This window comes from Nonomuraea turcica, assembly GCF_030718205.1.
Taxonomy (GTDB): domain Bacteria; phylum Actinomycetota; class Actinomycetes; order Streptosporangiales; family Streptosporangiaceae; genus Nonomuraea.
Map to the genome: position 1 here is coordinate 634,819 of NZ_JAUZQF010000003.1, position 24,660 is coordinate 659,478.

The 24,660-nt window shown below is 68.9% G+C and carries 18 protein-coding genes; 5 read left to right on the top strand and 13 right to left on the bottom strand.

All coding sequences use genetic code 11. The features are described 5' to 3' along the window. Positions 1-5: 5 nt before the first annotated feature. From Q9G87_RS11655 to Q9G87_RS11685, 7 genes are all read right to left on the bottom strand, one after another. The gene (locus Q9G87_RS11655) at positions 6-194 is read right to left on the bottom strand and encodes a hypothetical protein (protein WP_305916287.1); all 189 of its coding nucleotides are present in this window, start codon (positions 192-194) and stop codon (positions 6-8) included. Positions 195-240: 46 nt separating this feature from the next. Beyond that, positions 241-1,203: a golvesin C-terminal-like domain-containing protein gene (locus Q9G87_RS11660; protein ID WP_305916288.1), complete on the bottom strand. Its 963-nt coding sequence runs from the start codon at positions 1,201-1,203 to the stop codon at positions 241-243. Between the two features lie 336 nt (positions 1,204-1,539). After that, positions 1,540-2,076, bottom strand: a complete 537-nt coding sequence (locus tag Q9G87_RS11665) for a hypothetical protein (protein ID WP_305916289.1) — start codon at positions 2,074-2,076, stop codon at positions 1,540-1,542. Continuing rightward, positions 2,073-3,194, bottom strand: coding sequence for a helix-turn-helix domain-containing protein (locus Q9G87_RS11670; RefSeq protein ID WP_305916290.1), 1,122 nt, complete (start codon positions 3,192-3,194; stop codon positions 2,073-2,075). Before Q9G87_RS11670 ends, Q9G87_RS11665 begins: the two co-directional genes overlap by 4 nt. A gap of 94 nt (positions 3,195-3,288) precedes the next feature. Beyond that, the gene (locus tag Q9G87_RS11675) at positions 3,289-6,078 is read right to left on the bottom strand and encodes a hypothetical protein (RefSeq protein WP_305916291.1); all 2,790 of its coding nucleotides are present in this window, start codon (positions 6,076-6,078) and stop codon (positions 3,289-3,291) included. After that, a complete protein-coding gene (locus Q9G87_RS11680) occupies positions 6,075-7,868 on the bottom strand; it encodes an HSP90 family protein (RefSeq protein ID WP_305916292.1) in 1,794 nt (597 codons plus the stop codon). The genes Q9G87_RS11675 and Q9G87_RS11680 overlap by 4 nt, the downstream gene beginning before the upstream one ends. Before the next feature lie 66 nt (positions 7,869-7,934). After that, a complete protein-coding gene (locus Q9G87_RS11685) occupies positions 7,935-9,401 on the bottom strand; it encodes an extracellular solute-binding protein (RefSeq protein WP_305916293.1) in 1,467 nt (488 codons plus the stop codon). A gap of 125 nt (positions 9,402-9,526) precedes the next feature. On the opposite strand from Q9G87_RS11685, the gene Q9G87_RS11690 reads away from it, so the two are divergent. From Q9G87_RS11690 to Q9G87_RS11710, 5 genes are all read left to right on the top strand, one after another. Continuing rightward, positions 9,527-10,924 carry a hypothetical protein gene (locus Q9G87_RS11690; protein WP_305916294.1) on the top strand — a complete coding sequence of 466 codons (1,398 nt, stop codon included), beginning with the start codon at positions 9,527-9,529 and terminating at the stop codon, positions 10,922-10,924. A 134-nt stretch (positions 10,925-11,058) separates the two neighbouring features. Further along, on the top strand, positions 11,059-12,753 hold the full coding sequence (locus tag Q9G87_RS11695; RefSeq protein WP_305916295.1) for a hypothetical protein: 1,695 nt from the start codon (positions 11,059-11,061) through the stop codon (positions 12,751-12,753). Positions 12,754-12,922: 169 nt separating this feature from the next. Beyond that, positions 12,923-14,194 carry an ABC transporter substrate-binding protein gene (locus Q9G87_RS11700; protein ID WP_305916296.1) on the top strand — a complete coding sequence of 424 codons (1,272 nt, stop codon included), beginning with the start codon at positions 12,923-12,925 and terminating at the stop codon, positions 14,192-14,194. A 71-nt stretch (positions 14,195-14,265) separates the two neighbouring features. After that, positions 14,266-15,222, top strand: coding sequence for a carbohydrate ABC transporter permease (locus Q9G87_RS11705; protein WP_305916297.1), 957 nt, complete (start codon positions 14,266-14,268; stop codon positions 15,220-15,222). Between the two features lies 1 nt (position 15,223). After that, entirely contained in the window at positions 15,224-16,048 is an 825-nt protein-coding gene (locus Q9G87_RS11710; RefSeq protein ID WP_305916298.1) for a carbohydrate ABC transporter permease, read from the top strand. Between the two features lie 231 nt (positions 16,049-16,279). Here Q9G87_RS11710 and Q9G87_RS11715 read toward each other — a convergent pair whose 3' ends face one another. The 6 genes from Q9G87_RS11715 to Q9G87_RS11740 form a co-directional block, all read right to left on the bottom strand. Next, a complete protein-coding gene (locus tag Q9G87_RS11715) occupies positions 16,280-16,639 on the bottom strand; it encodes a hypothetical protein (protein ID WP_305916299.1) in 360 nt (119 codons plus the stop codon). Between the two features lie 200 nt (positions 16,640-16,839). Beyond that, positions 16,840-18,435 (bottom strand): ATP-binding protein, encoded by a 1,596-nt coding sequence (locus Q9G87_RS11720; protein WP_305916300.1) that lies wholly within the window; start codon positions 18,433-18,435, stop codon positions 16,840-16,842. 191 nt (positions 18,436-18,626) lie between these two features. Then, positions 18,627-21,968, bottom strand: a complete 3,342-nt coding sequence (locus Q9G87_RS11725) for a family 16 glycoside hydrolase (protein ID WP_305916301.1) — start codon at positions 21,966-21,968, stop codon at positions 18,627-18,629. Positions 21,969-22,348: 380 nt separating this feature from the next. Further along, a complete protein-coding gene (locus tag Q9G87_RS11730; RefSeq protein ID WP_305916302.1) occupies positions 22,349-23,338 on the bottom strand; it encodes a hypothetical protein in 990 nt (329 codons plus the stop codon). 144 nt (positions 23,339-23,482) lie between these two features. Continuing rightward, positions 23,483-23,656 carry a hypothetical protein gene (locus Q9G87_RS11735; protein WP_305916303.1) on the bottom strand — a complete coding sequence of 58 codons (174 nt, stop codon included), beginning with the start codon at positions 23,654-23,656 and terminating at the stop codon, positions 23,483-23,485. 75 nt (positions 23,657-23,731) lie between these two features. Further along, positions 23,732-24,571: a prephenate dehydratase gene (locus Q9G87_RS11740; RefSeq protein ID WP_305916304.1), complete on the bottom strand. Its 840-nt coding sequence runs from the start codon at positions 24,569-24,571 to the stop codon at positions 23,732-23,734. Positions 24,572-24,660: the final 89 nt, after the last annotated feature.

Genomic DNA, 24,660 nt, shown 5'->3' on the forward strand with positions numbered 1-24,660 from the left:
AGACGCTAGGTGGGGATCGCTCCCAGAGTCAAGAACGCCGCTCCAAGGCCTTGAGCATGGCCACGGTGTCGACAACCCCCGGCTTTCTTGGAAGCCTTGGGGATGCCCAGGCCGGGCAGGTGCGGGCAGGCATGGCACAGCCGGCGCCGCTCGGCGGTGAGGCCGAGCAGCGCCGGCAGCACCGCGAACGTCATCGGTTCGCGTCTGCGGTGGGCACTGGCGGGCCGGCCGTTGATGCCCTTAGCCGAGCGGAATGACCGGCTCCGTCGACCGGCTGGCGTAGAAGCAGCCCGTGGTGGGCAGGCTGCTCGCCGCCGGTGGAGTGGCGCCGTCGTAGACGGCCAGCAGGAAGTTCTGCGGGCACCGCCGGGTGCTGCCGGTGCGGATGCCGAAGTGCAGATGCGGACCGGTCGAGTTGCCGGTGTTGCCGGTCAGCCCGATCTGTTGCCCGGCGCCGACCGACGCGCCGTTGGAGACCGACCACGACGAGAAGTGGCAGTACGTGTAGATGACCCCGTCGGTTCCGGTCAGGTTGATGCCTCGCCCGCACAGGCTGTCCTCGATGACCGTCACCGTGCCGGCGCGCACCGCGTACGCCGGGGTGCCGGTGCCGACCGGGAGGTCGATCGCGGGATAGTCGTGGTGCGGGTCGTCGTACTCGCTGCGCGGCAGCGCGTTGCGCGGAAGGGGTAGCGAGAACGAGCCCCCTCCGGTGGACGAGGTGATCCGGACCGCGTCGGCGACGACGTAGCCGGTCTGGCTGGTCCAGCGGCTGACGCCGACCACGTTGTAGTCGCCGGCGGCCAGGGTGAACGTGCCGAGACTGACCCAGCGGCCACCGTTGGCGCGCTGGTCGATGACCACGGTACGGGTGCCGTCGGTGGTCGCCACCAGGAAGGGGGTGGCGCTGTTGTAGCCGGCGTCCGCTGGGTACCAGACCTCGACCAGGTGAGCCCCGGCCGCTGCGATCGACGCCTTGAACCAGGCGGCGTCGCTCGCGACGGTGTTCGGTGTCGCGAACCGGTAGTCCGCGCCGTACCGCTGCGCGGACCATGCCGATGTGCCCCAGTCGGCGCCGGCAGTGAACTGGCCGGCGGTGGCGTTGTCGACCGTGGTGGTTGCGGCGGACGCGGGCGCCACAGTGCCGAGCAGAACCAGAGAGGCTGCTACGACGGCGGCCGATAAACGAGTGATGATTTTCACGAGCTGGTCCCTCCGGGGGGTTGAGGGGAAGCGCGGGCGAAAGTATCTAACCAACATGCGAGCGTCAATGAAAGATATTTACATAGGTCAGTTCTTGGCCCAGGGTCCGCGGCGGGAGTTCCAGACTCGCCAGCCGAGCCACTTCCTTTGCGGTGACGGGCGCGTGGCGGGGCGGCCGCCCCTGACTTGCCGGCCCATCATCGCGGCCAGGACCTGATCGCGGACATTCAGCACCACGACCTGCGCTATGGAACTGCGACGCTGGCGCTGGCGTCTGCGGAATAGGGGTGAGGTGCCGTAAGCGCCCAACACGGGATCGGCTTCCGGCACCCCTCGCTACTGCAGATCAGCAGGGCGGCTCGGCAGGCGGAGGTGGCGGCCCAGGCGGGCCATCTCATGCAGCAGCTTGAAGCCCTCGTCGGCGGTGCAGAGCCCGTCAACGATCGCTTCGCAGAACAGGTCCATGGTGTCCCGTGTAGTGATGCCCTGCCTACGGGCATACTCTCCGGCGTCCCGATCGTCCGTGATCCACAGGGATCCGCGGAACTGCGGCCAGTTGAGAATGACGTGGCAGGTCTGTGCTTCGCCCAGGTGCTGCGTCGGCCTATGGAACGAACCGCCGAACACCGCACGGCGTACCTGCTCGACCTGGCGGCTTTCGTTCAGATTGGTGATCTCGATAGGTTCGCCCAGCCAACCGTCCTGAGCGATCGTGTTCAGTTCGGGGAAGACGGCCTTCGACTTGCTCGCCTCGGCTTCGATGGCCTCAACCCAGCGTCCCCTGCCGCGCAGAGTCTCCTCCAGGAGTCGTAGGCGTGAGACTGCGGCGAAGTTGCACAGCACGGTGTTGTCGGGGAACCAGTACCAGGTCATGACGTCAGGGGAGGTTCCTCTCCGGCTTGTTCAAGAGCCTGCCGGATGCTCTCGCTGTCCTCGCCGATCAGGTTGGAGAAAGGACGCAGGGTCGAGGTGCCGTCGAGGTAGGCCTGGAAGGTGTCGCGCAACAGCAGCTGCGGAATCCGGCAGCGGGAGGCGGCGTCGATCCACTCGGTGAACGAACCCAGCTCGCCGGCGAGCAGAGCCGCGGACTCGGTGGTCATGCCGCGGAACCGGTCGCAGAGATCTTTGGAAATCAGGCTCACGTTATGCAGCCGCCAGGCCAACGCGCTGGGTGACACCCACCATCGGAAGGCGAGCTTGGCGAAGGACTCATCCGTCCAGGCCATGCCGCTCGTCTCCGACTTCAGTAGCTCTTCCGGTAGGAGAAAGGCGGTGGCGAAGGCGTTCGCTCGGATCTCGGAGGACTGTCGGCTATGACGCTTGTCGTAAATGTCGGCCTCTACCAGTAGGCCTTGATCGTCGCCGGCCAATACGTGCCCCAGCTCATGCGCGAGGGTGAAGCGCTGACGGCTGGGGACCGTCGAGGTCCCGACGACAATGAGACGGCGGTGCTCTCTACTGGAGGCCAGACCGTCGAAACCATCAGGCAGTTCGCTGATCGCCACATCGATCCCGAACACGTGCTCGATCAGCTCGGCGAGATCGCGTGTGTGGCTGGGATCGGCTCCGGCAGCGCATGCCTCGTCAAGGGCCCAGGCGGCAAGTTGTTGCCCCTGCCCTACCCACCAACTGCCCACGGGTGTGGTTTGGGGGAGGGTGACGTGCTGCTTGTAACCGAGAAAGGCGAGGTCCGCGCGGAGCTGAGTGAGCCGATCGGCCTCCTGCGCGGCACTCTCCACAGAACTGCCCGGCGGGGACGGGAGCCTCCCCGCCAACGCAGGGGTCTCATCGGCGCCGAGCAGCCAGTCAACCGTCACGCCACCCAGTTCGGCGATCCGCGCCAGGTCGAGGGAGGTGAACCTTCGGGTGCCGGAGAGCGACTTGGACATCTTCGACGGGTCGAGTCCGGCCAGCGTCGCGAACTCGCCTTGGCTCCGGCCACTTCTTGTGATCAGCTGGCGGACGCGCTCTGCCATGATCTCCCCGCACATGCCTCCACTCTAAGTTTCAGTTGCGAAAATCGCAACGGAGTCGATTCGGGTTGTCGCAGCTAGTGCTCCTCACCGGAACCATCGGGCCATCCGCTCAACCGTTGGGAGCGCTCCGGCTGGGTCCGGCGGATCGGCGGAGCTGCTCCAGGGTCTCCGCCAGCGCCCGAGCCGCCGCTTGGTGCAGCGGCGTCTCCTGACCGGCGGCCTCGATGATGGCTCGCAACAGCGGCTCGGCGAGGTCGGGACGGCCCAGCCGGACCAGGGTACGGGCATGCAGGAAGTCCATGGTCGTCGCGTCGGTCACCTCACCCACCTGCCGGAAGGCCGTGGCCGCACGTGCGGCGCGGTCCGCCGCCTCCTGGAGGCGGCCCGCCGCGGACAGCACGTGCGCGGCGCTGCGAAACGTGATCGCCCAGGTCTGCGGGAGGCGCTCCGCGGGCTCGGCGGGCAGCGCGCCGGTCATGGCCTCAGCCTGCGCGAGTACGGCGAGGGCCCGCTCGACGTCACCGGTCCGCTGCAGGGACAGCGCCTCGGACGCGCGGCAGATGGCCGCCACGTGCACGTCGCCGAGCCCGGCCGCGGCATCGGCGGCCTCCCGGTAGGTCGCGGCCGCCTCCGCGTCCTCGTCCAGGAGGTCGTGGATCTTCGCCAATGGCATCAGCGCCTGGAGAAGCAGCCTCGCGTCGTTCCGGCCGCGCGCCGAGGCCGCGACTTTCTCGTACTCTTCGAGCGCGGAGGCGTGGTGGCCGAGGATCTGATGGCACTCGGCGAGCAGGAGACGGTTCCAGTCGGCCATGTCCGGCTCGGCCAGCTTTCCTAGCTCCCGCAAGTGGTCCAGCCACGCGGCCACGTCGGCGGCGGTCTCCATCGCGTCCTCGGCCCGGCCCGCCGCCCGGTACGCCACGGCGAGTTGATAGCCCTGTTCGGCGGTATCGGCGTCGCGGGAGCGTGCCTCGCCGACTCCGTCGATCAGGTCGTCGAGTGCGTCGGCCGCGCGGCCGGAGAGGATGAGGGCGACACCACGCCGATACCGGAGGTAGCCGCGCAGCTGTGCCGGTGCCGACGGCGGTAGCGTGGCGAGTTCGTGTTCGACCAGGTCCGTGAAGTGATGCGGCGCGCCGGCCCGCTCGTGGCTGCGGCGCCGGAGCTCGAACGCCCTGACGAGCTGACCGGGTGAAGCCGCGGCGGCGAACGCCTGCCGTGCCGTGTCGGCCAGGCCGATCACCTGGGCAGGCGGGAATCGGTCGAACTCCCGCCAGGTGCCTTCAGTCAGCGCCAGCGAGCCGATCAGGATCGGATCGCCACAGGCCAGGGCATGCCGGACGCCATTCGCCAGAGTCTGGTACGCCTTCGGCACCTTCCCGGCCCAAGACAGCGAACGGGCATGGAGTAGTTCGCCCCGGGCGATCAGCTCGTGCCGGCCGGTACGGCGCAGTTCGCCCACCGCCCAGGTCACCATCGGCAGGCCCTCGTGGAACCGGTCCTGCTTGCACAGCCAGTTGCCGAGCCGGCACGTGCACAGCAGGTAGCGCTGCTGGTCGCCGGCCTGCCGGTAGGCCTCCGCCGCCCAGCGGAACCGTTCCTCGGCCTGCTCGGAGTCGGTCAGCGCGGTCAGCTCGGCGTGGCGCGCGGCCAGGTGCGGCGGGGGTGTACCGACGGCGGCCACATACCGGCGGGCCAGGGCGGGCTCGTCCCGTCGCTCGTGCCACTCGGCCCGGTCCAGCAACGCCTCGGGCGGCAGGCCGGGCGGGATCTCCAGCCGTACCGGTCTGCGGGCGCCCGGAGAGAGAGGCAGGAAGTCGACGACGGGAGGCGCGGTCAGCCGGGCGCGGATTCGGTCCCCCTGACAGGTGGTGCCGTTGCGCGCGTCGAACCGGGCGGCCAGGTCCCGCGCGGTGCTCTCCATCTCGTGGCACAGCTCGGCCACGGACCAGGTGAGGTCGCTGCCGTTCGCTCGGACCGTCTCGTCGCCCCGGCCGGCCGCGGTCAGCCGCCGGAGCAGGACCGCCGCGGCGGTGGCGAACTCCATCTTGCCGTTCGGCCGGTTCAGCGTGGGAAAGCCCGCCAGCTGCTCCCGCAGAGCCGACAGCCCGGTCTCCTCATTACCGGTCAGCGCACAGAACTCGATCTTCATGCCGCCGTACTCGTATCGGTAGACGCCCTGGTACATCGCACGGCGTGCCCGGTTGAACGCCTTCGCCGCCTCCTCCAGTCGCCCGGCGCGGGCCAGCGGCAGCAACATCAGGCACTGGATCGGAGCGGACGGCTCCGTGAAGGTGACCTCGCCCGCGAGCACCGGCCCGGCGAGGGCCAGCGCCCGCGCCACGGACGCGTCGTCGCCGCGCAGGACCAGCCGCTCGACCTGGACCTCGAAGTCCCACACCGAGTCCGGGTCGGGCCCGCCGGCCGCCTCCCACTGCTGGTGGCAGCGCTCCTCCTCGGGCCAGTCGCGGGCGAGCTGTGCCACCCACCGGCGGGCGTCGTACACCTGCCGCAGGCTGTGACCACCGGCGCGGAAACGGCGCTCCATGTCCTCGAAGGCGCCGTAGATCTGGGCCAGGCTGATCTCGGGAAACTCGGCCATCGACTGAGCGATGCTCGCGTACCAGTTGCGCAGCGACCAATCCTCTTCCGGCCCGAACTCGCCGGGCCGTGCGTCGTACTCGCTCAGGCAACGGGAGAACAGCGGGAACGCTTTGTCCCACTGACGACCGACGCTGTACGCGTTGGCCAGGCTGCGGCGCGCGGCGAAGGCCAGCCGGTGCAGTCCGCCGGCGTCGGCGTGCCGCACCAGGTCCTCCAGCAGCGCGGTCTGCGCCTCGCCGTGGCCCATCCGCCTGGCCTGCTCCAGCATGGCGGCCAGCTCGGCCCCACTCCGGCTCATCGGGCGCCTGCCGCGCCGATGGCCCAGTCCAGCAGGTCCAGGAAGGAACGATTGAGCATCGCGCCGTCCTCCGGGCGGAGCGGATGGTGGCCGGACAGCAGCGCCTGACCGTACAGAGCCTGAACGCCGAGAGCGGCCAGGGCCGGGTCGCGCACCTCGGCGACCCGCCGCACGACGGGATTGCGCAGGTTGAGGATCAGCTGCGGCCGGTGCGCCGCGTCAGTGGTGTCCACGGCCCCGAGCACTCCGGACCACAGCTCACCCGCCGACGACCGGGCCGTGCGCATCTCCGCCGCCTGCACCGCGGCCCGGCTCGTCAGGTACAGGGCCGGCAGGGCAGGCGGGTCGAAGGAACGCGGTACCACGTCACATCCCAGGTTTCGCAGGACGCCGGCGGCCGCTGTGAGAAACGGCCGCAGCCGGGCCTCCAGCACCGGGTCCGGCGGCTCGAACCGGGTGGCCAGCTCGGTGGGGTCCAGCCGGCGTACGACGATCGCCGGATCCAGCAGCGGAAGCCGGCGCATGATCTCGATGTCGTACGCGTAGCCGCCGTTGACCAGGCCGAAGTTCTGCGCGCTGGCGACCGCGGCCAGCACGCGGAACTCGTCGGCGGTCGCCGTGTAGCGCACCACCGGGTGTCGTCGGCGGAAGTCGGCGAGCGTCATCGGCCCGGCGTCGGTCTCCATGGGCCACCAGCGGTCCACCACCCGCAGCATCTCCACATCGTGCAATGCCAGTGACTTGACGCCCAGGTGGTGGACGGCCAGGAACTGCCGGAGGCGGTCCGGCTCGGTCGCGGCCAGGCGCACGAGCCAGTCCCTCACCTGCGCGCCGAGTGCCTCCCGCGTGTCGGCGAGCAGGTCGTCTTCGTACAATGCCTCGCGGCTGGCGGTCGGGCGCAGTTCGCCGGTGTCCACCACGCACCGGACGAAGAACGCCCACTCTGGCAGCAGCTTGTCGACGCCGTCGGCCAGCAGCATCCGGCGCAGGTACACCCGGTGACCCGACTGGGCCGCGGGATTGGCCGCCATCGGCAGGACGAACGCCAGCCCGGTCAGCCCGGCCTCGGGGACCGCCAGGTCGATCACGTCGAACGGGGCGAAGCCGAAGACGCGTTCGGCGTACGCGCGCAGTGCCCCGGCTCGCGCGGCCGGCGACGGGTGCCCGTGCTGCCAGGGCAGCGCACCGGAGTTCACCCGCCGCCCGGCGATCGAAATCGTCACCGGCAACGCGTCCCCGTACGACGCCACCAGGTCGTTCACCATCTCGCCGGCCAGCCAGCGAGCCATGCCGGGTACCGGGCTGAGCGTCACCGTGGTACCGGGCTCTGTGCGCTCGCGCGTCGCGGGGGCCACGCGATAGCGCCCGTCGGCCAGGCCGGTCCACTCCACCGTCGGCCCGCCGTGTGCGGAGCGGGTGGTCACCCGGACTTCGTCGGCCACCAGAAAGCAGGACAGCAGTCCGATGCCGAACTGGCCGAGGAACTCGTGCCGCGCCAGGCCCAGGTCGTCCCGCTTGGAGCTACGCCCGATCGTGGCGAGCAGCTCGTGCACCTCGGGCTCGGACAGGCCGATACCACTGTCGTGTATGCGCAGTGTCCCGTCGCCGGTGACCTCGGGCGGCTCGATCGACACCACGGCCGGCGCACCCGGGTCGATCGCCCGGCGCGCGGTGATGGCGTCGACCGCGTTCTGCAGGAGCTCCCGCATGTACACCCGTGGACTGGCGTACAGGTGTCGGCTGAACAGGTCGACGATCCCTCGCAGATCGACCTGGAACGTACGTTCCACGTCCCCACTCCTCGGTCGTTGTTACCAGCCGGCCATAGTAGTGGTGCGGGCTCGGTGGTCCCGAAGTCAGCCCGCTGCAGGTCGCGTCACGTCAGCGGCCATCGTGACGGCGCGGATCAGATCGGCGGTGCGGGCGACGGCGGCGGCCGGGCCGCGCTCGCCGCGGAGAACCTCCTCGATCATGACCTGAAGCTGAGCGGAAACGAGCGCGTACACCGGGCTCACCGGACGCAGGACGGCACGGTCGAGAAGCGCGGCGGTCTGGGCGTGAAAGGCCGACACGGCGGCGGCCGCCTGGAGCGAGGTCCGTCGCGGCGGCAGCTGCCCGGTGATGAGGCACAGCCGGACCAGGGCGTCGGGAGCCATGGCGGCCCGCAGCAGCCGCATCGCGGCCTCGGGATGGCGGGCCTGCCGCGGGATCACGTACACCATCCCGCCGCACATCACCGCGGAGCGGCCTTCCGGGCCGCGCGGCATCGGGGCGAAGCCGAACCTGCTGTGCACCTGATCGAGCGAGAGCCTCGTCACCTTCGCCAGCGCACCGGCCTGGTAGCTCGCACCGACGCACATCTCGGCTCTGCCCGCGGCCAGCAGCTTGACGGCCTCGTCCTTGCCGAAGCCGGCGACGTCCGGCGACAGCACCTCGTCAGCGATCAGCTCCCGGACCAGGCGCATGGTCTCCGCGGCCGCCGGGCTGTCCAGGACCACCTCGCCTCCCTCGCCCAGGACGAGGGCGCCGTTGGCGGCGAGCAGCCCGGTCAGCGCGTACGTGGTCTCTTCCCCCGCCCGGCGCCCGCCCGGCATGACGAGGACGTGCCCGGACCCCGGACGACGCCCAGCCAGGAGCCGGCCGGTGGCGCGCAGTTCCTCCCAGGTCCGGGGCGCGCGGAGCCCGAGACGTTCGAACGTCTCGCGCCGGTACCACAGCCCGGTGACGTCGGCCGGTGCATGCACCGCCGGCGTCCGTCCGCCGAACCGGTGGGAGAACGGGGGCAGCAGGTCGCGGGTGTACTCGTTGGCCAGCCAGCCGTCGGCATCGAGGTCCTCCAGCGGGGTCAGGAAGCCCGCCCTGGCGAACTCGGCCACCCAGACGGAGTCGAGCACGGCCAGGTCGGGGCCGCGCCCTTCGGCGATGGCCCGCAGGAAGGCCGCGTGGAGCTCGTCGAACCGCACCGTGCGGATCCGCGGCCGGACGGCCGCGCCGGCCGCCGCCGTCCGCAGGTGGTCGACGCTGACCGTGCCGGTCGCCAGGACGGTCAGGTCGGCGGTCTCCTGCTCCTCCTCCGCCGGAGCCGCCCCGCTGGCCCACGCGGGGTTGACGAACGTGCCGCGCCGCCGCTGCCGCAGGACGATCCCCTCCTGGGCCAGCTCGGTCAGCGCCCTGGCCACTGGGGTGCGGCTCAGCCCGAACTCCTCGCACAGCTCCTGCTCGGTGGGGATCCTGCCGTCCGGACCGAAGCGCCCGGCCCTGATGTCCGCCACCAGGCGGGCCTTGAGCTGCTCGTACAGCGGTGGCGGCTGACTGTGCGACATCACGCTCCCTTGGTGCAGCACGCTCGAAACCGTTCTTTTGTCATCCTATTTGCCACTATTGACACTGCGCATCTCCTTCAGGTCTAATCACCGAATGTCATGACAACAGGTGAAAGGTAGATCCTGTGAGTGGACCAGGCCATCAGCTCGCGGCGCGGGCCATGGCGTGGATGGACTCGCTGTGGGACCCCGAAGTGCGGCTCCTGCGCTACCCGGCGATCTCCCTCGCCAGGTCCTCGCATGCCTGGCGCACCCATGGCGTCAGGGAGACCTCCTGGTACGCGCTCGGCCTGCTCATGAGGGCCGACACCGAGCGGGCCGCCGAGGCGCTGGCTTCAGTCCTGACGCACCAGTACATGGCGCCGGGGACGCCGTACGACGGAACCTGGCGGCGCTCGCCCCAGGAGCCGCAGCCCCCCGCCGACCCGGTCCTGTGGAACGACTACGACCCGAACTGGCGCGAGTTCGTCGGCTGCACGCTCCTGCTCGTCCTGCGCGAGTACGGCGAGACGCTGCCGGACGACCTGGTCCGGCGGATCACCGGGGCGCTCGCCCTCGCGGCCGGCAACGCCGGCGAACGGGCGGTGTCGCCGCACTACAGCAACATCGCCCTGATGAGCGCGCATCTCATGCACGAGGTCGGCGTCCGGAGCGGCGATCCCGCGCTGGCCGCGGCCGGCGAGAGCCTGGGACGGCAGGTCTTCGACATCTGGCGGCGGACGCGGACGTTCGCCGAATTCAACTCGCCCACCTACTACGGAGTGGACCTGTTCGCTCTGGCCCTCTGGCGCGGCAGCTCATCGCCGGTCCTGCGCGAACTCGGCGACGAGATGGAGGTCGGCCTCTGGACGGAGATCGGCCGGCGCTACCACCCCGGCCTGCGCAACCTGGCGGGTCCGTACGACCGCTCGTACGGCATGGACCTGTCCGGCTACGTGTCCCTGCTCGGCCAGTGGATCGCGCTGGCCGGCGGCCTGGAGCGCGCGCCGCTGCCCGCCGGCGACCCCTCGCAGGCGGTCCACGCGCACGACCTGTGCTTCGCCCCCTGCTTCGCCCTGCTCGGCGCCCACCCCAAGGCCGCCGGGCTGCTCGCCCCGGCCCCGGAGGAACCGCGCTGGGTCAGCACCACCGTCACCGAGTCCCCGCGGCGGATCGCCACGTCGTGGCTCGGGCCGCACCACATGATCGGCGCCCAGGACACCGGCGGCGCCAAGACAGGTGCGGACGATCAGTACCACCCGGTCACCGTCCACTGGCGCGGCGACGATGGCGCGCCGCACTGGCTGCGCGTCATGCCGTCCGCCGGCGTCGACGCCACCGTGACCAAGGACGGTGTGCTCGAGGTCACCGCCGCGGGCGACCTCGAGTTCGAGTCGGACTGCCGGGCTGACGTCGGCGCGGACCGCTGGCTCCTGCCGGGCCTGTCGGTGACCGTCTCCACCGGCGCCGCCGCCAGACCCGACCCCTTCCGAATCCGCTACCCAGGCCCCCTCCACCTCACCCTCGAGATCTCGCCGCTCTGAAGGAGATCAGCATGAATCGGCCGGCATCGTCGCCTACGACAACAGCGGCACGCCCGTGGAGTACGGCACGCACCTCTACGCCGCGGCCCGCTACAGCTTCCAGATGAACCCGCTCATGGCTGGTCGATGCAGAGATGAACGACAAACGTGTTGACGCTGCGTTCACCGCGGCGGTCCAGGCTGCCCTGACCGGGCAGGTCAAGGCGATCCTCAACGAGGACGATGGCGGGGGTCACCTGCAACACCGCCGGCTGGCCGAGCGAATCCTGGCCCTCGTCGCGTACGGGCGGGACGGCCGGCTGCTCGATCACGCGGCCCGGCTCGCCGCCCGGCTGCGCGAGCTACAGGGCCCCGGCGGGTTGTTCACCGGCGGTGACAACGTCGACTCCCCGCCGGACTCCGCGTTCAGCGTCAACGATCTCGCCGACGCCCTGCGGCTGCTGCGGCGCGACCCTCCCGGCGCTGCCGAGCACCGGCTGGCGGACCTGCTCGACGACCTGCTGACGGCGGTCACCCCGGCCTTGGCGCGGGGTGGAGTGCACACCCCGAACCACCGCTGGGAGATCTCGGCCGCCCTGGCAAGGCTTCACCGGCTCGCGCCCGATCGGGTGCTGGCGGAACGGGTCGGCCAGTGGCTGGCCGAGGGAGTCGACATCGACGACGACGGGCTCTACTCCGAACGCAGCGCCAACTACGCCGCGTACGTGTCGAACCCGTCGCTGCTCACCATCGCCGAGGTGTTCGACCGTCCCGACCTGGTCGACGCCGTCGAACGGAACCTGGACGCCACGCTCGATCTGCTGCTGCCGGACGGGTCGGTCGAGACGGTGCTGTCGCGCCGCCAGGATCAGCGGCAGCCGCTGCCCCTGGCGCCCTGCCTGCTCCCGCTGCGCCGGATCGCGCTGCTGCGCGGCCGTGGCGACCTCGCCTGGGCGGCCGGGCTTGCGCTGTCCCAGGGGGTCGTCTCACCGGCGCGCGCGGCCACGGAGCTGATCCTCGACCCCGGCATCGCGCGGGAGCTGCCGGAATCCGTCCTGCCCCGGAGTCCGCGGCGACGCGTCTTCGGTGCCGCGGGACTGCTCGTCGACCATCGGCCCGCGACGACGACCGTGGTCTTCGGCGGTTCCGACTATCCGCGCCACAGACGCATCCGTTCCGGGCTGGCGAACTCCCCGACGTTTCTCCGCTTGTTCGCCGGGGCGGCCGTCCTGGGAGACGTGCGTCTCTCGCGTGTCTTCTTCGGTCTGGGGCCGTTCCGCGCCGCCCGATTGCTGGTCGAGGACGATCAGGGGGGCACGACCGCGACGCTCACGGAATCCGTGTCGGCCTCCTACTACCAGCCGATGACGGATCAGAACCGCGACGCGCGCGGCCGCTACGGGCTGGTGGACGATGGCCGGTTCAGCTCGGCGATGGACTTCGGCCTGCGCACGCGGGACGAGGTCACGCTGACCACCTCCGTCCACGTGGCCATCACGGACACCGGGGCCGACCTGACCGTCGATCTGGCGGGCCCGGCTGTGGACTGGGCGTTGGAGCTGGCCTTCCGGCCCGGCGGGCGCATGACGGGCGCGGTGGCCCTGGACGAGCACGCCTGGCAGCTCGAGCCGGGCGAGCCCGCGGTCTACCGCGTTGGCGACGACTCGATCACGGTCACGGTGCTCGCCATGTCGATGGCCGCTTCCCATGCGGTTCCCGGCTACGAGCCCGGCGAGGAGTACCGGTTCCTCGGGGGCACCGACGCCGTGTCGGGAGAGCGGCTCTACGTCGCCGGACGCGTCCCGGGGAGGTTGCGTTTAGGTCTCGCAGCTGCTCATGACTCGGGATAAAACCGCAGTTCAGGAAGTTTGTCCTGATGTCTATATGTCAAAAGATCTTAAACAGCTTACGTACTGACTATTGACCCGGCAAACGCTTTCCAGTTACCGTCCCACGCCACAGGCAGACAACGTTCAAGGAGACGCCATGACGACTTCTGCGACAGCCCGGAGACGACTCATGCGCTGGCGTTGGCTGCCAGTGACCGTCGCCGCGGCGATCGCCCTCACCGCATGCGGTTCCAGCTCCGACGCAGGCTCGGGCGGGGACTCCGGCGCTAAGAGCATCACCTTCTGGCTCTCGGCGAGCTCGGCCCAGGCGCAGGGCTACCACGACCTGGCCAAGGAGTTCCAGGCCAAGGAGGGCGTCACGGTCGAGATCGTCAACGTCCCCTACGACGGCTACCAGGACAAGCTGCGCCAGGCGGCACAGGCCAACTCCCTGCCCGACGCGGCCAGCGTGCCCTCGCTCGACACCATCTGGATCAACCAGCTCCAGGACCTCGCCGCGACGGCGAACGCGCCGGCCAACAAGATCAACAAAGACCTGCTCACCGTCCAGGACGGCAAGGTCCTCTGCATCCCCTCCGACCTGACGGCGGCCGGGCTGTTCGTCAACAAGACCCTGTTCGAGAAGGCCAAGGTCGAGATTCCCGCCGACCCGAGCAAGACCTGGACCTGGGACGAGTTCCTGGCCGCCGCCACGAAGGTCCGCACCGCCACAGGCGCCAAGTACGACCTGGTCTACGATCAGTCCCCCGCGCGCATCAGGGCCTTCATCTACGGTCACGGCGGCAAGGGCTTCCAGCTCGGCGCGGACAACAAGTACGCCACCCCCGACGACGCCACCGTGCAGGCGATGTCGAAGTTCGCCTCACTGAACGACGACAAGGTCATGCCGAAGTCCGTCTGGGGCGCGGGCGCCGACCCGAACGCCCTGTTCAAGAGTGGCCAGGTCGTCGCGTACTTCTCCGGCGTCTGGCAGGTGGCGGACTTCGCGGAAAGCATCACGAGCTTCGACTGGGCCAGTGCGCCGACGCCGGGCCCCATCCACGCCACCGACATCAACCTCGGCGGCAAGGTGGTCGCCTTCAACAACGGTGACAAGGCCGAGGCCGCCAAGAAGTGGGTGGACTACATCTTCCAGCCCGCGAACTACACGAAGCTCGCGCAGATCAACGGCTACCTGCCGGTGGAGTCCGGTCTCACGCTGAACTACCCGTTCAAGAACCAGGCGGCCCTGGACGCGTTCCAGCTCTACCTCAAGGAGATCGAGCTGGCGGACCCGATCTCCTCCTCGGGACACCAGAACGGGACGAAGCTGCTGCTGGCCGGCAAGGCAATCCAGGACGACCCGACCAAGGACGAGATGGCCAAGCTGATCAACGGTCAGCAGGACATCAAGAAGACCGTCGACAACATCGTGTCGGGACTCAACCAGCAGGTCGGCTGATCGTCCGGCCCGCCGGCGCTTCCCCGCGCCGGCGGGCCGAGCGTTGACGAATGCGGAAAGAGGAGAGCGCAATGGCGGAGAGTGTCCCACAGTCGACGGGGCTCGCCGACGAGACATCGGCCTTGATCGCGTCGCGGCGGTGGCCCCGCCGACGGACCCGGCGGCATGACCGCTACACCCTGGCGCCCCTGCTGCTCATCTCGTCCAACCTCGCCCTGTTCCTGCTCTTCTTCGTCTGGCCGGCCGTCATCGGCCTGGGATACTCCTTCACCAGCTATACGGGCGTCGGCTCGGCGCCGTTCGTCGGTCTGGACAACTACCAGCGACTGCTGAACGATGAGGCGTTCTACGCGGCGCTGGTCCGTACCGTGATCTTCACCGTGGCCGTCGTTCCGCTGACGTACGTCGCCGCGCTGAGCGCGGCCGTGCTGCTCGTCAGCCCGTACAGCCGTGGCAAGCCGGTCGCGCGGGTGATCTTCTTCGTGCCCTGGCTCATCTCCCCGATCATCGCCGGTGTCATCTGGCGCTGGATCTTCGGTGAGAACTTCGGGCTCGTCAACTACGTCATCATCGCGCTCGGCGGCGAGGCGGTGCCGTGGCAGTCCAACGCGAACCTGTCCCTGATCATCGTGGTCATCGCCGCAGCCTGGGGTAGCACCGCGGTCAACATGCTGATGTTCGTCGCGGCCATCAAGAACGTGCCGACCGCGTACTACGAAGCCGCGTCCCTGGACGGCGCGGGCGCGTGGGCCAAGTTCCGCCACATCACGCTGCCCTCGATCGCGCCCACGTCCTTCATCGTGATCCTGCTCACCACCCTGCACTCGATGAAGGAGTACGCGCTCATCCAAGCGGTCAACGCCGGAGGTCCGGGCACCGAAAACAACCTGCTCATCCAGTACATCTTCACGACCGGCTTCCGCCGCGCCCAAATCGGCTACGCGAGCGCGGCGTCCTTCGTGCTCATGCTGATTCTGATGATCATCGCTATCACGCAGTTGGTCATCAACCGCCGGAAGGACTCCTGAGATGGATTACCTGCTGCCGAAGAAGGTCTGGGCGACGGCGGCCCTGTGGTTCATGGTCGCCCTGTACGGCATTCCCGTCCTGTGGTTCCTGCTCAGCTCCTTCAAACCGGCGGGAGAGCTGTTCTCCTATCCGCTGACCATCTTCCCGAAGCAGCCGACCATCTCCGGCTTCACCGACGCCTGGACGAGCTTCGACTTCAGCCGCTACTTCGGCAACACCCTCATCGTGGCCGTGTCCGCGACCCTCATCACCATCGTGACGAGCGCGACCTGCGGGTACGCCCTGGCGAAGTACACCAACTGGTGGCTGCGGGCGTTCACCATCTGCATCCTGGCCACCACGATGCTGCCGGGCGAGGTCATCCTTTCCCCTCTGTTTCTCATCGTCCGCGACCTGGGCCTGTACAACAGTCTCGCCGGCGTCGTGGCCCCCTCGGTGATCACGGCGACGGGCACCTTCCTGTTCCGCCAGTTCTTCCTGAGCGTGCCGCGCGACCTGCTGGACGCGGCCCGCATCGACGGCAGCGGGGAACTGTCGACCTTCATCCGGATCATGCTCCCGCTCTCCCGGCCGATCATCATGACCCTCGCCATCATGTCGTTCCAGTGGCGGTGGAACGACTACATCTGGCCCCTTGTGATCCTCAATGACCCGAACGAGTTCACCCTGCAGATCGGCGTCGCGAGCATCGTGGGCGCGGAGAACGTCAACTGGTCCGTCCTGCTCGGGGCGTCGGTCCTGTCCATGATCCCCCTTGTCGTGATCTACCTGATCTTCCAGAAGTACGTGATGAACGCCGACCTCAGCGCGGGCCTGAAGGATTAGTGCCCCGACCGTCAGGAGAAGCGGGGCACAGGCGCCCGATGAGCGGCCTTCTCGACAAGGAACGCGCCCAGGCCATTCGGGCGGCCGGATCCGACTCGGGGGTGCACGAACACCAGGTCGGCGACTCGCCAGGCATTCACCATGGCCGCGATCGATCTGGTGACGCCCGAACTGGGTGATGGCCAGTGCCGCGGGTGTCCCTCCGGGTGAACGCCACCGACTGGTCCTGATTCAGAGGGGGAGGACCGTCGATATGGCGGTCAGCGCGGCTTGCAGAATAACGATGCTGACGACTGAGCGAAGGAGCATGAGTTTCCAGTGCAGGGCTTGAATCGCCCGCTGGGAAATATCGCGTTCGTCCGTGACCGGGCCCAGCAGGAATGTGCCGGAGTCAGGGCGCCGCCAGAGCGCCGCGAACAGCAGGAATGCCGCGCCGACCGCACACGCCTGCGCCCCCAGGTTCAGCACCGTCGCGATCCGGCCGACGGCCGGCACCTGCCGAGCGGCCAGGAACAAGGCCCCGGTGCCGACGAGTAAGAACGCGGAGACAATGTCCGCGTACAGAATCTTACGACGATTCGGCTCGGCCACATCGCGACTGTATGCCCGCAGGCGGTCGAACTGCTCTCCACCCGCCTGCGTGTGCCGCAGAGTTGACCACCGGCTCCAGGTACGGACCCTTGTCGGCGTGCAGCTCAGCGATGGGGAGCTGCTGGAACCAGAGTGCGGGTGAGACCTTCGCCGGGCCGGCGATCCCGCACGATCGCGATGGCTCACCGCGTAAGCATTCGTCACACTCGCAGGACGGTGACCTGGCGGCCGGATGGGGTAGTGGCCTGGTCGAAGCTGCCTCGTTCCTTCCATGGTGGGGCTTCGGGGCGGCGGTCGAAGATGACCAGGACACCGGTGGTGAGGGTGAGGCGGTCGAGGTAGCGGTCGAGCTGGGCCAGACCCTCGGGTTTGGGGTCGTCTGCGCCGGGTCGCCACACCTTCAGTTCCATGGCCTCGCGTTGCATCAGCCGTCCACCGTCGGGGCCGCTGTACGGCCAGCGGACGAGCACGTCCAGGCGTTTGGTGCCGGCGGCGTATTCACGGTTGAGGTAGCCGCCGCCGTTGACCAGGCGGTGCAGGAAGGCCATGAGGATGATCTGGCACGCGGCCTCGTGGTATCCCTCCTGCTGGATGAGGACTTCGCCGTGCTCGCGCCAGAACACGACGAACTCCTCCAGCAGGCGTGGCAGGTCGAACCGGCCGTCGGGGAGCACGAAGCTGCGCGGGTCGGCGTGGATGTTCTGTTCCGTCAGGTCGCCCAGCACGCGCAGGATGACCTCCCGGTAGATCGGGTTGGCCACCTGCGGCGGAGGTTTCTGGGTGATCAGGCCCAGATCGCGGGCGTAGGACAGGTCGTCGGAGTTGTGGCGGTCGGTGTAGGGGCCACCGGCCACGATCGGTTCCATCACCCGCTTGACCCGGGGCTCGTGCAGCCGGGCCGCCAGGGAGTCCAGGTGGGTGGCGCGCGCCCGGATCAGCCGCTCTTTTGCGTCCTCCACCTGCCCGGTGGTGATGGTGCCGGTCACCTTCATCTTGAAGGTGATCTCGTGGGCGAGGGCGTTGACCAGCCAGGGTTGTCCCTGGGTCAGCTCGTAGACCTGGTCCACCGCGTCCTTGGTGAACTCCTGGCCGGTCGCCTGGGTGTGCTGGTCGTACAGCTCAGCGATCTGGTCAGTGGTGAAGTCGCCCAGGCGCAGGGAGTCAGCAAGGATGTTGAACGGGCTGGCCGGGCTGAACCGCGCAGGGTCGCCGCCCGAGGCGACCTTGTAGTCACGCAGGTCGCGCAACCCGCACAGCACCACCGAGGCAGGAAACGGATGCCCCTTGTGCCGCGCGTTGTGGCCGTCGCGGAGCTGGCTGAGGATGCTGACCAGGCTGGCGCCCTGCAGGGCATCGATCTCGTCGAGGAACAGCACGACCCGGCGCGGGCAGCGGTCGCACCACTCACGCAGCGCCGCGCCGAACCGGCTGCCCGGAGTGGCCTGCGGCCAGGGATCCGGCGGCAGCAGCTCGTCCGGCCATCCCGACCACTGCGCGGCGTCGCGGAGGGAATCGAGCAGCAGCGACTCCGCTGCGGCGTAGTCGTCGCCGGCCGCCTTGGCACGCTCGCAGGAGAACGACAGGGTGGCGATGTCACCCTCGGCGGTGAGCTCGGAGGCCAGGGTGTCCAGGATGGTCGTCTTGCCGGTCTGCCGGGGCGCGTGCAGCACGAAGTAGCGATCCATCTCGATGAGCACCCGCGCCTCGGGAAGCCGTGGTGTGGGGGGCAGCATGTAATGGAGCTGCGGATCGCAGGGGCCGGTGGTATTGAAATACTTCGCTCGGAGTGGTGGCACGGTCACATTCTGGCACCACTCTGATCTGAGTGCCTGGAACAAGGGAACCAAGGCGGCTTCTCGTAGCCGAGCCAGGTGATGGGCGCGGTCTGCGTGTGGGCGATCACCGAGGACGAGGTCAGCACGGCGCCCTCATGGCCCGGCAGACCGGCCACGCGCAGAGGCGGGACGGCCTGCCGGGCCGGATGATGTCAGGTGACGGGTTCGACCCAGACGTTGCGGAAGCGGGGATTCTCGCCGGGGTCGCCGTGGTCCTGGAGGCGGATCCCGCCCCAGGCCGCGCTCTCCGGGATGTTGTCGCCTGTGCCGCCGTCGATGGCCACGTCGTTGTGCACCACGACGCCGTTCCAGACGACCGTCACCCGCGCGTTGTCGACCTTCACTCCCGCGCTGGTGTAGCGGGCCGCGCGGAAGGTGATCTCGTAGGTCTGCCAGGTTCCCGGGGCGGTGGCCATGTTGCGGTCGGGCGCGCGCTTGGAGTAGATCGCGCCCGCCTCGTTGGCAGCCGGTGTGGTGTCACCGTACGACTCGAGGACCTGCACCTCGTAGCGTTCCTGGAGGAAGACGCCGCTGTTGCCGCGTTGCTGCCCGGTCACGTCCGGTGGGTAGTCCGGCTCGTACCACTCGACGTGGAGCTTGAAGTCGCCGAACGTCTGCCGGGTACGGATGTCGCCGCCGTAGGACTCCATAGAGCCGTTCGCGATCGGCCAGGTCGCCGGTCCGCCGGCCCGCTTCTCCCACGCCGCCAGGCTGGACCCGTCGAACAGCATGATCCGCTGCGCCTTCGACATGGTGAGGTGGTCGAGGCTGAGCTGTCCTGTGTCGCCGGAGTCGTAGCTATAGGCGATTCTGTTCGATCCTCGCTTCAGGTTGAGCGCCTCGGTCTGGACTGCCCAGGCGTCCCAGCCGCCGGTGGCGGCCAGCCCCACCTGCCTGACCTTGTCACCGTTGACGTACACGCTCACCGACGTGCCGGCGTTGGCCGCGTAGCGGAGCCCGACGTTGTGCATGCCGGGTGAGTCCGTCCGTACGGTGAACGACGTGCTCGCGCCCGTGGCGGTGTAGCCGTCGACGAAGCCCTTGCCGGTGTAGCCCTGATGGTTCGTGCTCACCTTCGCGCCACCGCGCAGCAAGGCGTTCTCCGCCTCGAGCACCGGTCGCGTGGCCACGGTGATGGAGTCCAGGTTGACGTTGCCCATGTCGCCGCTGTCGTACTTGTAGGCGATGGTGTTGGCGCCTGCCTTCAACGTGAGCGGTTCTACCTGGGTGGCCCACAGGTCCCACGTTTCCGTGGTGGGCAACGGCACCTGTCTGACCTTGGTTCCGTTGACGTACACGCTCAGCGACTTGGTGCCGGGTGCGGGGTGCGGGCCGTTGGAGTAGCGCAGGCCCACGTGGTACGTGCCGGCCTCGGCTGCCCGTACGGCGAACTGCGTGGCCGCGCCCGCCGTCCAGTAGCCGTCGACGAAGCCGCTTCCCGAGTAACTGAGGTGGTCGGTGCCCAGCTTCGCGCCGCCGCTGTGTGACGCGCTCTCCGCCTCGTACGTCGTGTCCGTCGCCGGGCCGCCGACCAGCGAGTTGAGCGTGTACCAGGCCTCGGTGCTCCACAGCGGCTGCCCTGAGGCCGAGCTGAACGGGCGCGGCGACCGCAGGTGCACCACGCGCCCAGGCTTGAGACCCGCGATCTTGAGCGTGACCTTCTTTCCGCCGGAGGTCAGCTTCGCGGAGGTGACGGTCAGCGGCTCCTCGTCCACCTTGGGGCCACCGTACGTGGAGGCGGCGGCGTACCGCCATTGGGTGACCTGGTACTTGGACGCCAGCGACGTGGCGGTCTCCGCCGACAGCGGCTGGGTGTACTCCAGCTCGAAGCCGCCCTCGATCGCGCGCATCCTCAGGATGTCGAACGCCTTGTCGTCGCCCGGGGTCAGTTTCTGCAGGCCGTAGGTGAGCTTGCCCGGCTGGCCCCAGTTTCCGCCGGCGCCGAGACCTCCGGCGTAGATGGCGCCGTCGGGCCCCAGGCTGATCCGGTTGACCCCTGCCTCGAGTCCCTGGGTGAAGCGGAAGACCGCGCCTTGGTACTCGCCGTTGACCTTCTCGAGGTAGGCCCGCTGGATCCCGCCGTAGGTGACGTCGCCGAACAGCATCTGTCCCGCGAACCTGCCCTGCCTCATGACCAGCGGGGTGCTGGGGGAGTTGGCGATCTCGTTGTGCGGCAGCCACAGCGCGGGCGGGCTCACCAGGTTGTTGTCGAACGGGCCGGCAGGGTTGGTGTAGTGGTTGAAGAACCGGTCCTTCTTGATGTGCACCAGTTTCGAGGCGGGCAGCCAGCCGCCCTGATTGTCCGTGACGAACAGATCACCCTCCGGACCCCAGGTGAGGCCGTTGGGCGTGCGCAGACCGCCGGCGATGTATTCGACCCTGCCGGTGGCCTTGTTGACCTTGATGGTCGTGCCCCGGTCCCGCGCCGGCTGCGGGTCGGTGGTGGCGCCACCGTAGTTGATGGCGACGGAGAGGTTGAGGTAGAAGTGGCCGCCACGGTAGAGCAGCCCGAATGCGAACTCGTGGAAGTTGCCGCCGAACGGCCAGCTCGCCACGGTCCTGAGGTTGTCGGCGACCTCGTCGCCGTTGGTGTCGTTCAGCTCCACCAGCCGGGACTTCTCCGACACGTAGAGTTTGCCGTCCACGTACTTGATGCCCATAGGCTCCTGCAGCCCGCCGGCGATCTTCTTGGCGGTCACCTGCGCGGCTGAGGTCTTGCCTGTGACGTTGTCGAGCAGGTAGACCTCGCCGAGCTTGGTTTCCGAGCCGCCCCACGTGGCGATCGCCAACCGGTCGTCGGGCAGCCAGTCCATCGCGGTCACCTGCGGCTGGAAACCGTTCGGCCGCAGGTCGGTGAGCGCGAAGTCAGGGTGTACCGACTCCATCGGCAGCCCGTCGCCAGGCGAGTCGGCGCCGCTCTCGCACTCCTTGCGCCCGGGGGCGGTGACCCGCACCACTTCCGCGTCCGTGCTCAGCACCGAGTTCGGTACGAGGGTGAACTCCGCGGATCCAGGTGGTCTCCACTCCAGCTTGAGCTGCTGGCCGTACAGGTGCTCGAAGTGGTCGACGCGCAGCGCGTGGTAGCCGGTGGTCAGGGTGATCATGCCGTCCACGGCGATCGGGCCGTGCCGCCCGTCATTGGTGATCACGACGGTGTCGTCGATGCGCAGCCGGGAGCCGTCGTCGCTGGTGAGCCGGAACTCGTACGTGCCTGCGGCGGCGATGGAGATGTTGCCGATGACCTCGGTGACGAACTTGTCGGTCAGGCCGAAGTCGGCGTCGGAGGTCCAGTCGATCGTGGGCATCAGCTTGTCCACGTTGGGTGTCTGACCGGGCTTGAGCGTGCAGAGCTTGGACAGCTCGACCTGGACGTCGTAGGTGCGCAGGGTGATGCCCGGCTCCTGCGGCGGCACCGCCGCGTGCGCTTGAGCGGGTACGACGAGGCCTGAGAGTGCGGTGATCAGTAAGGCGGGTAACAGGGATAATTTCCGCATGAGCTGTCCCATCTCGGCGAGGGTGCCGCGTTCGGCGGGGTGGCGGGGTACGGCATCGCCGGGACAGCTGTGATCCGTCGGCGGATGCCGGGTCTCATTCGCTGGAACGTGAAGGGGTTAACGCTGCTCTGCGCCGTAATATAAGGCGAGATATCCGGACTTGCCCATACCCTTTCTCCAGAAATCGAAGAAAGCTATGAGTCCTTGGGCAGAAGGGTGCGGCACCGCTGGCAACGGGCGCAGGCAACCGCAGGTCGCGCCCGGGCCCGCCCTTCTTCGAGGACGGAGTGGCGATGTACTTCCAGATGTGTGAGCGCGACGCATCCCGCTCCCGCGATCATGAGAAGAGGCGCCGTCAGCAGGGCATGACCCGGCGTCGATCAGGTCACCGACCGAACCACCCGGCGCGGGCCCGGCGAACCGCCCGCGGCGAGGACCGCCCAGCTCGCCGCCGTCGTGGCGGCCATGAGCAGGGCCAGGGCGCCCAGCGTCTGGCCGTCGGGGTGAATCAGTGCTTGGCCGCGCAGCGCCTGCCAAGTCACCAGGACGATCAGGCCCGCGTACGCCGCGGCCGCCACGATCATCAGGCGCGCCCGGGTCCGCTCGTCGCGCAGCAGGGTTACCCGGCTCGCCAGGAATCCGAGCACCAGCGCCACGACCAGCATGACCTGCAGCCCGTGCAGGCCGACGAAGTGCGGGATGCGCAGGTCGCCGCCGACCGTGCTCCAGCCGGTGAGCGGCAGCCCGGGACCGCCGTCCGGGACGCCCACGTTGTGCTGGGCGGCCAGGGGGATCGCGTGCCCGGCCGCGTCCTTGGCCGTCCACACCTCGCTGGACCTCACCGGTATCAGGAGTCCGAGGCCGATCCCGGCGATCACGAAGGTCAGGCCTCCGCGAATCGCCCAGGTGAGCACGCGGTCGCCGACCCTTTGGAAGATCAGAAGCCCGGCGAGGACGAAGTTCGCCAGCATGAGCAGCTGCACGCCCACGCCGAAGATCAACTGGATGACGTTGTTGAACGGGTCGTCCGCCTGGTTGAAATGGCTGAACGTACCGCGCGCCGCCTGGACCACGACGACGCCGACGTCGAGCATGCCGGTGACGGCCAGCAGCGTCGCCATCCACCAGGTCCAGCGGCTCGCCCTGTGCGGCAGCGTCAACAACCAGGCCAGCGTCAGGCCGTACACGATGAACGACACGGCGAACTTGAGGGGTTTCCCCCAGACCGGCGCGCCGAGCAGGACACGGTCGTCGGCCACCATGCCCACGGCCGAGACGACCAGCAGCAGTGCCATCGAGGCGACCATCAGCAGGAGCGGGCGGTGCAGGCGGCGGACCGCCGTACGGGCTGGTTCAAGGACTGCGGGCATCGGCACGCCTTTCGAAGCGGAAGCCGCGATGACGGAACAGCCCCGACGCTATGAATCGGCGCGGTTCCGTCCCAGCCTGGCGACCCCCGAACCAGAGGACGGCCAGCCCTCCCACGGGTGGTAGGGCCAGCCGCTCATCCCAGGTCAGGCCAGGGGCAGGTCCTTGCGGGCCTGTTCCACGTCGGTGGCCCAGATCCACAGCCGTTGGGCGGACGGCACCTGGTGGTAGCCCCCGAACGGTCCGGGGTACTGCAGGCCATGCTCGACCTCGACGCCGAACGCCAGCCAGTTACGCGCTCCCTGATCGCATTCGATCACTGAACACATCGGACTTGATCATCTAGGCCGATGACCGCTTGATCGAGGATGGCGCTCTGGCGCCCGTCTCGAGATTCAGTCGGTGCGGGACGGGCCGGCTGGGTAGACTCCGAGGATCTTCACGTCGGTGGTGAAGAACGCCAATTCCTCCAGCGCGTTCTTCAGGCCGGGGTCCTCGGGGTGCCCGTCGACCTCGGCGAGGAACTGGGTGGCCGCGAAGTGGCCGCCGACCATGTAGCTCTCCAGCTTGGTCATGTTGATGCCGTTGGTCGCGAACCCGCCGAGCGCCTTGTAGAGCGCGGCCGGCAGGTTGCGGACGTTGAAGACGAACGAGGTGACCACCGGGCCCTCGCCGCGCGGTGCCTGCACGAAGTCCGGGCTGAGCACCACGAACCGGGTGGTGTTGTGCTCCTCGTCCTCGACGTCGCGGGCGAGGATGTGCAGGCCGTAGATCTCCGCCGCGAGTGGCGGCGCAATCGCCGCCTGGGTCGGGTCGTCCGCCTCGGCCACCTCGCGCGCAGCGCCGGCGGTGTCACCGGCGATCACCGGCACCAGCTTGTGCTCGCGGATGATCCGGCGGCACTGGCCGAGGGCATGCACGTGGCTGTGCACGGCCTTGATCGTGTCCAGGGTCGCACCCGGCGGCGCCATTAGGTTGAACTGGATGCGCAGGAAGTGCTCGCCGACGATGTACAGGTCCGAGGTCGGCAGGAAGTGGTGGATGTCGGCGACCCGGCCTGCGATCGAGTTGTCGATCGGGATCATCGCCAGCTCCGCCTCCCCGTTCTCCACCACCGCGAACACGTCCTCGAAGGACGCACACGGCACCGTTTGCCAGTCGGGGTAGTGGTGCTTGCACACCATGTGGGAGTTCGAGCCGGGCTCGCCCTGGTAGGCGATACGTCGTGCGGTCACCGCAGCAGTTTCCCATGCGGCCGGGCGCGGCTGCCCGGCGACGGCCCGGTCCCGAAGGGCGCCTCCATGCTGGCGCGACCGGGCGAGTA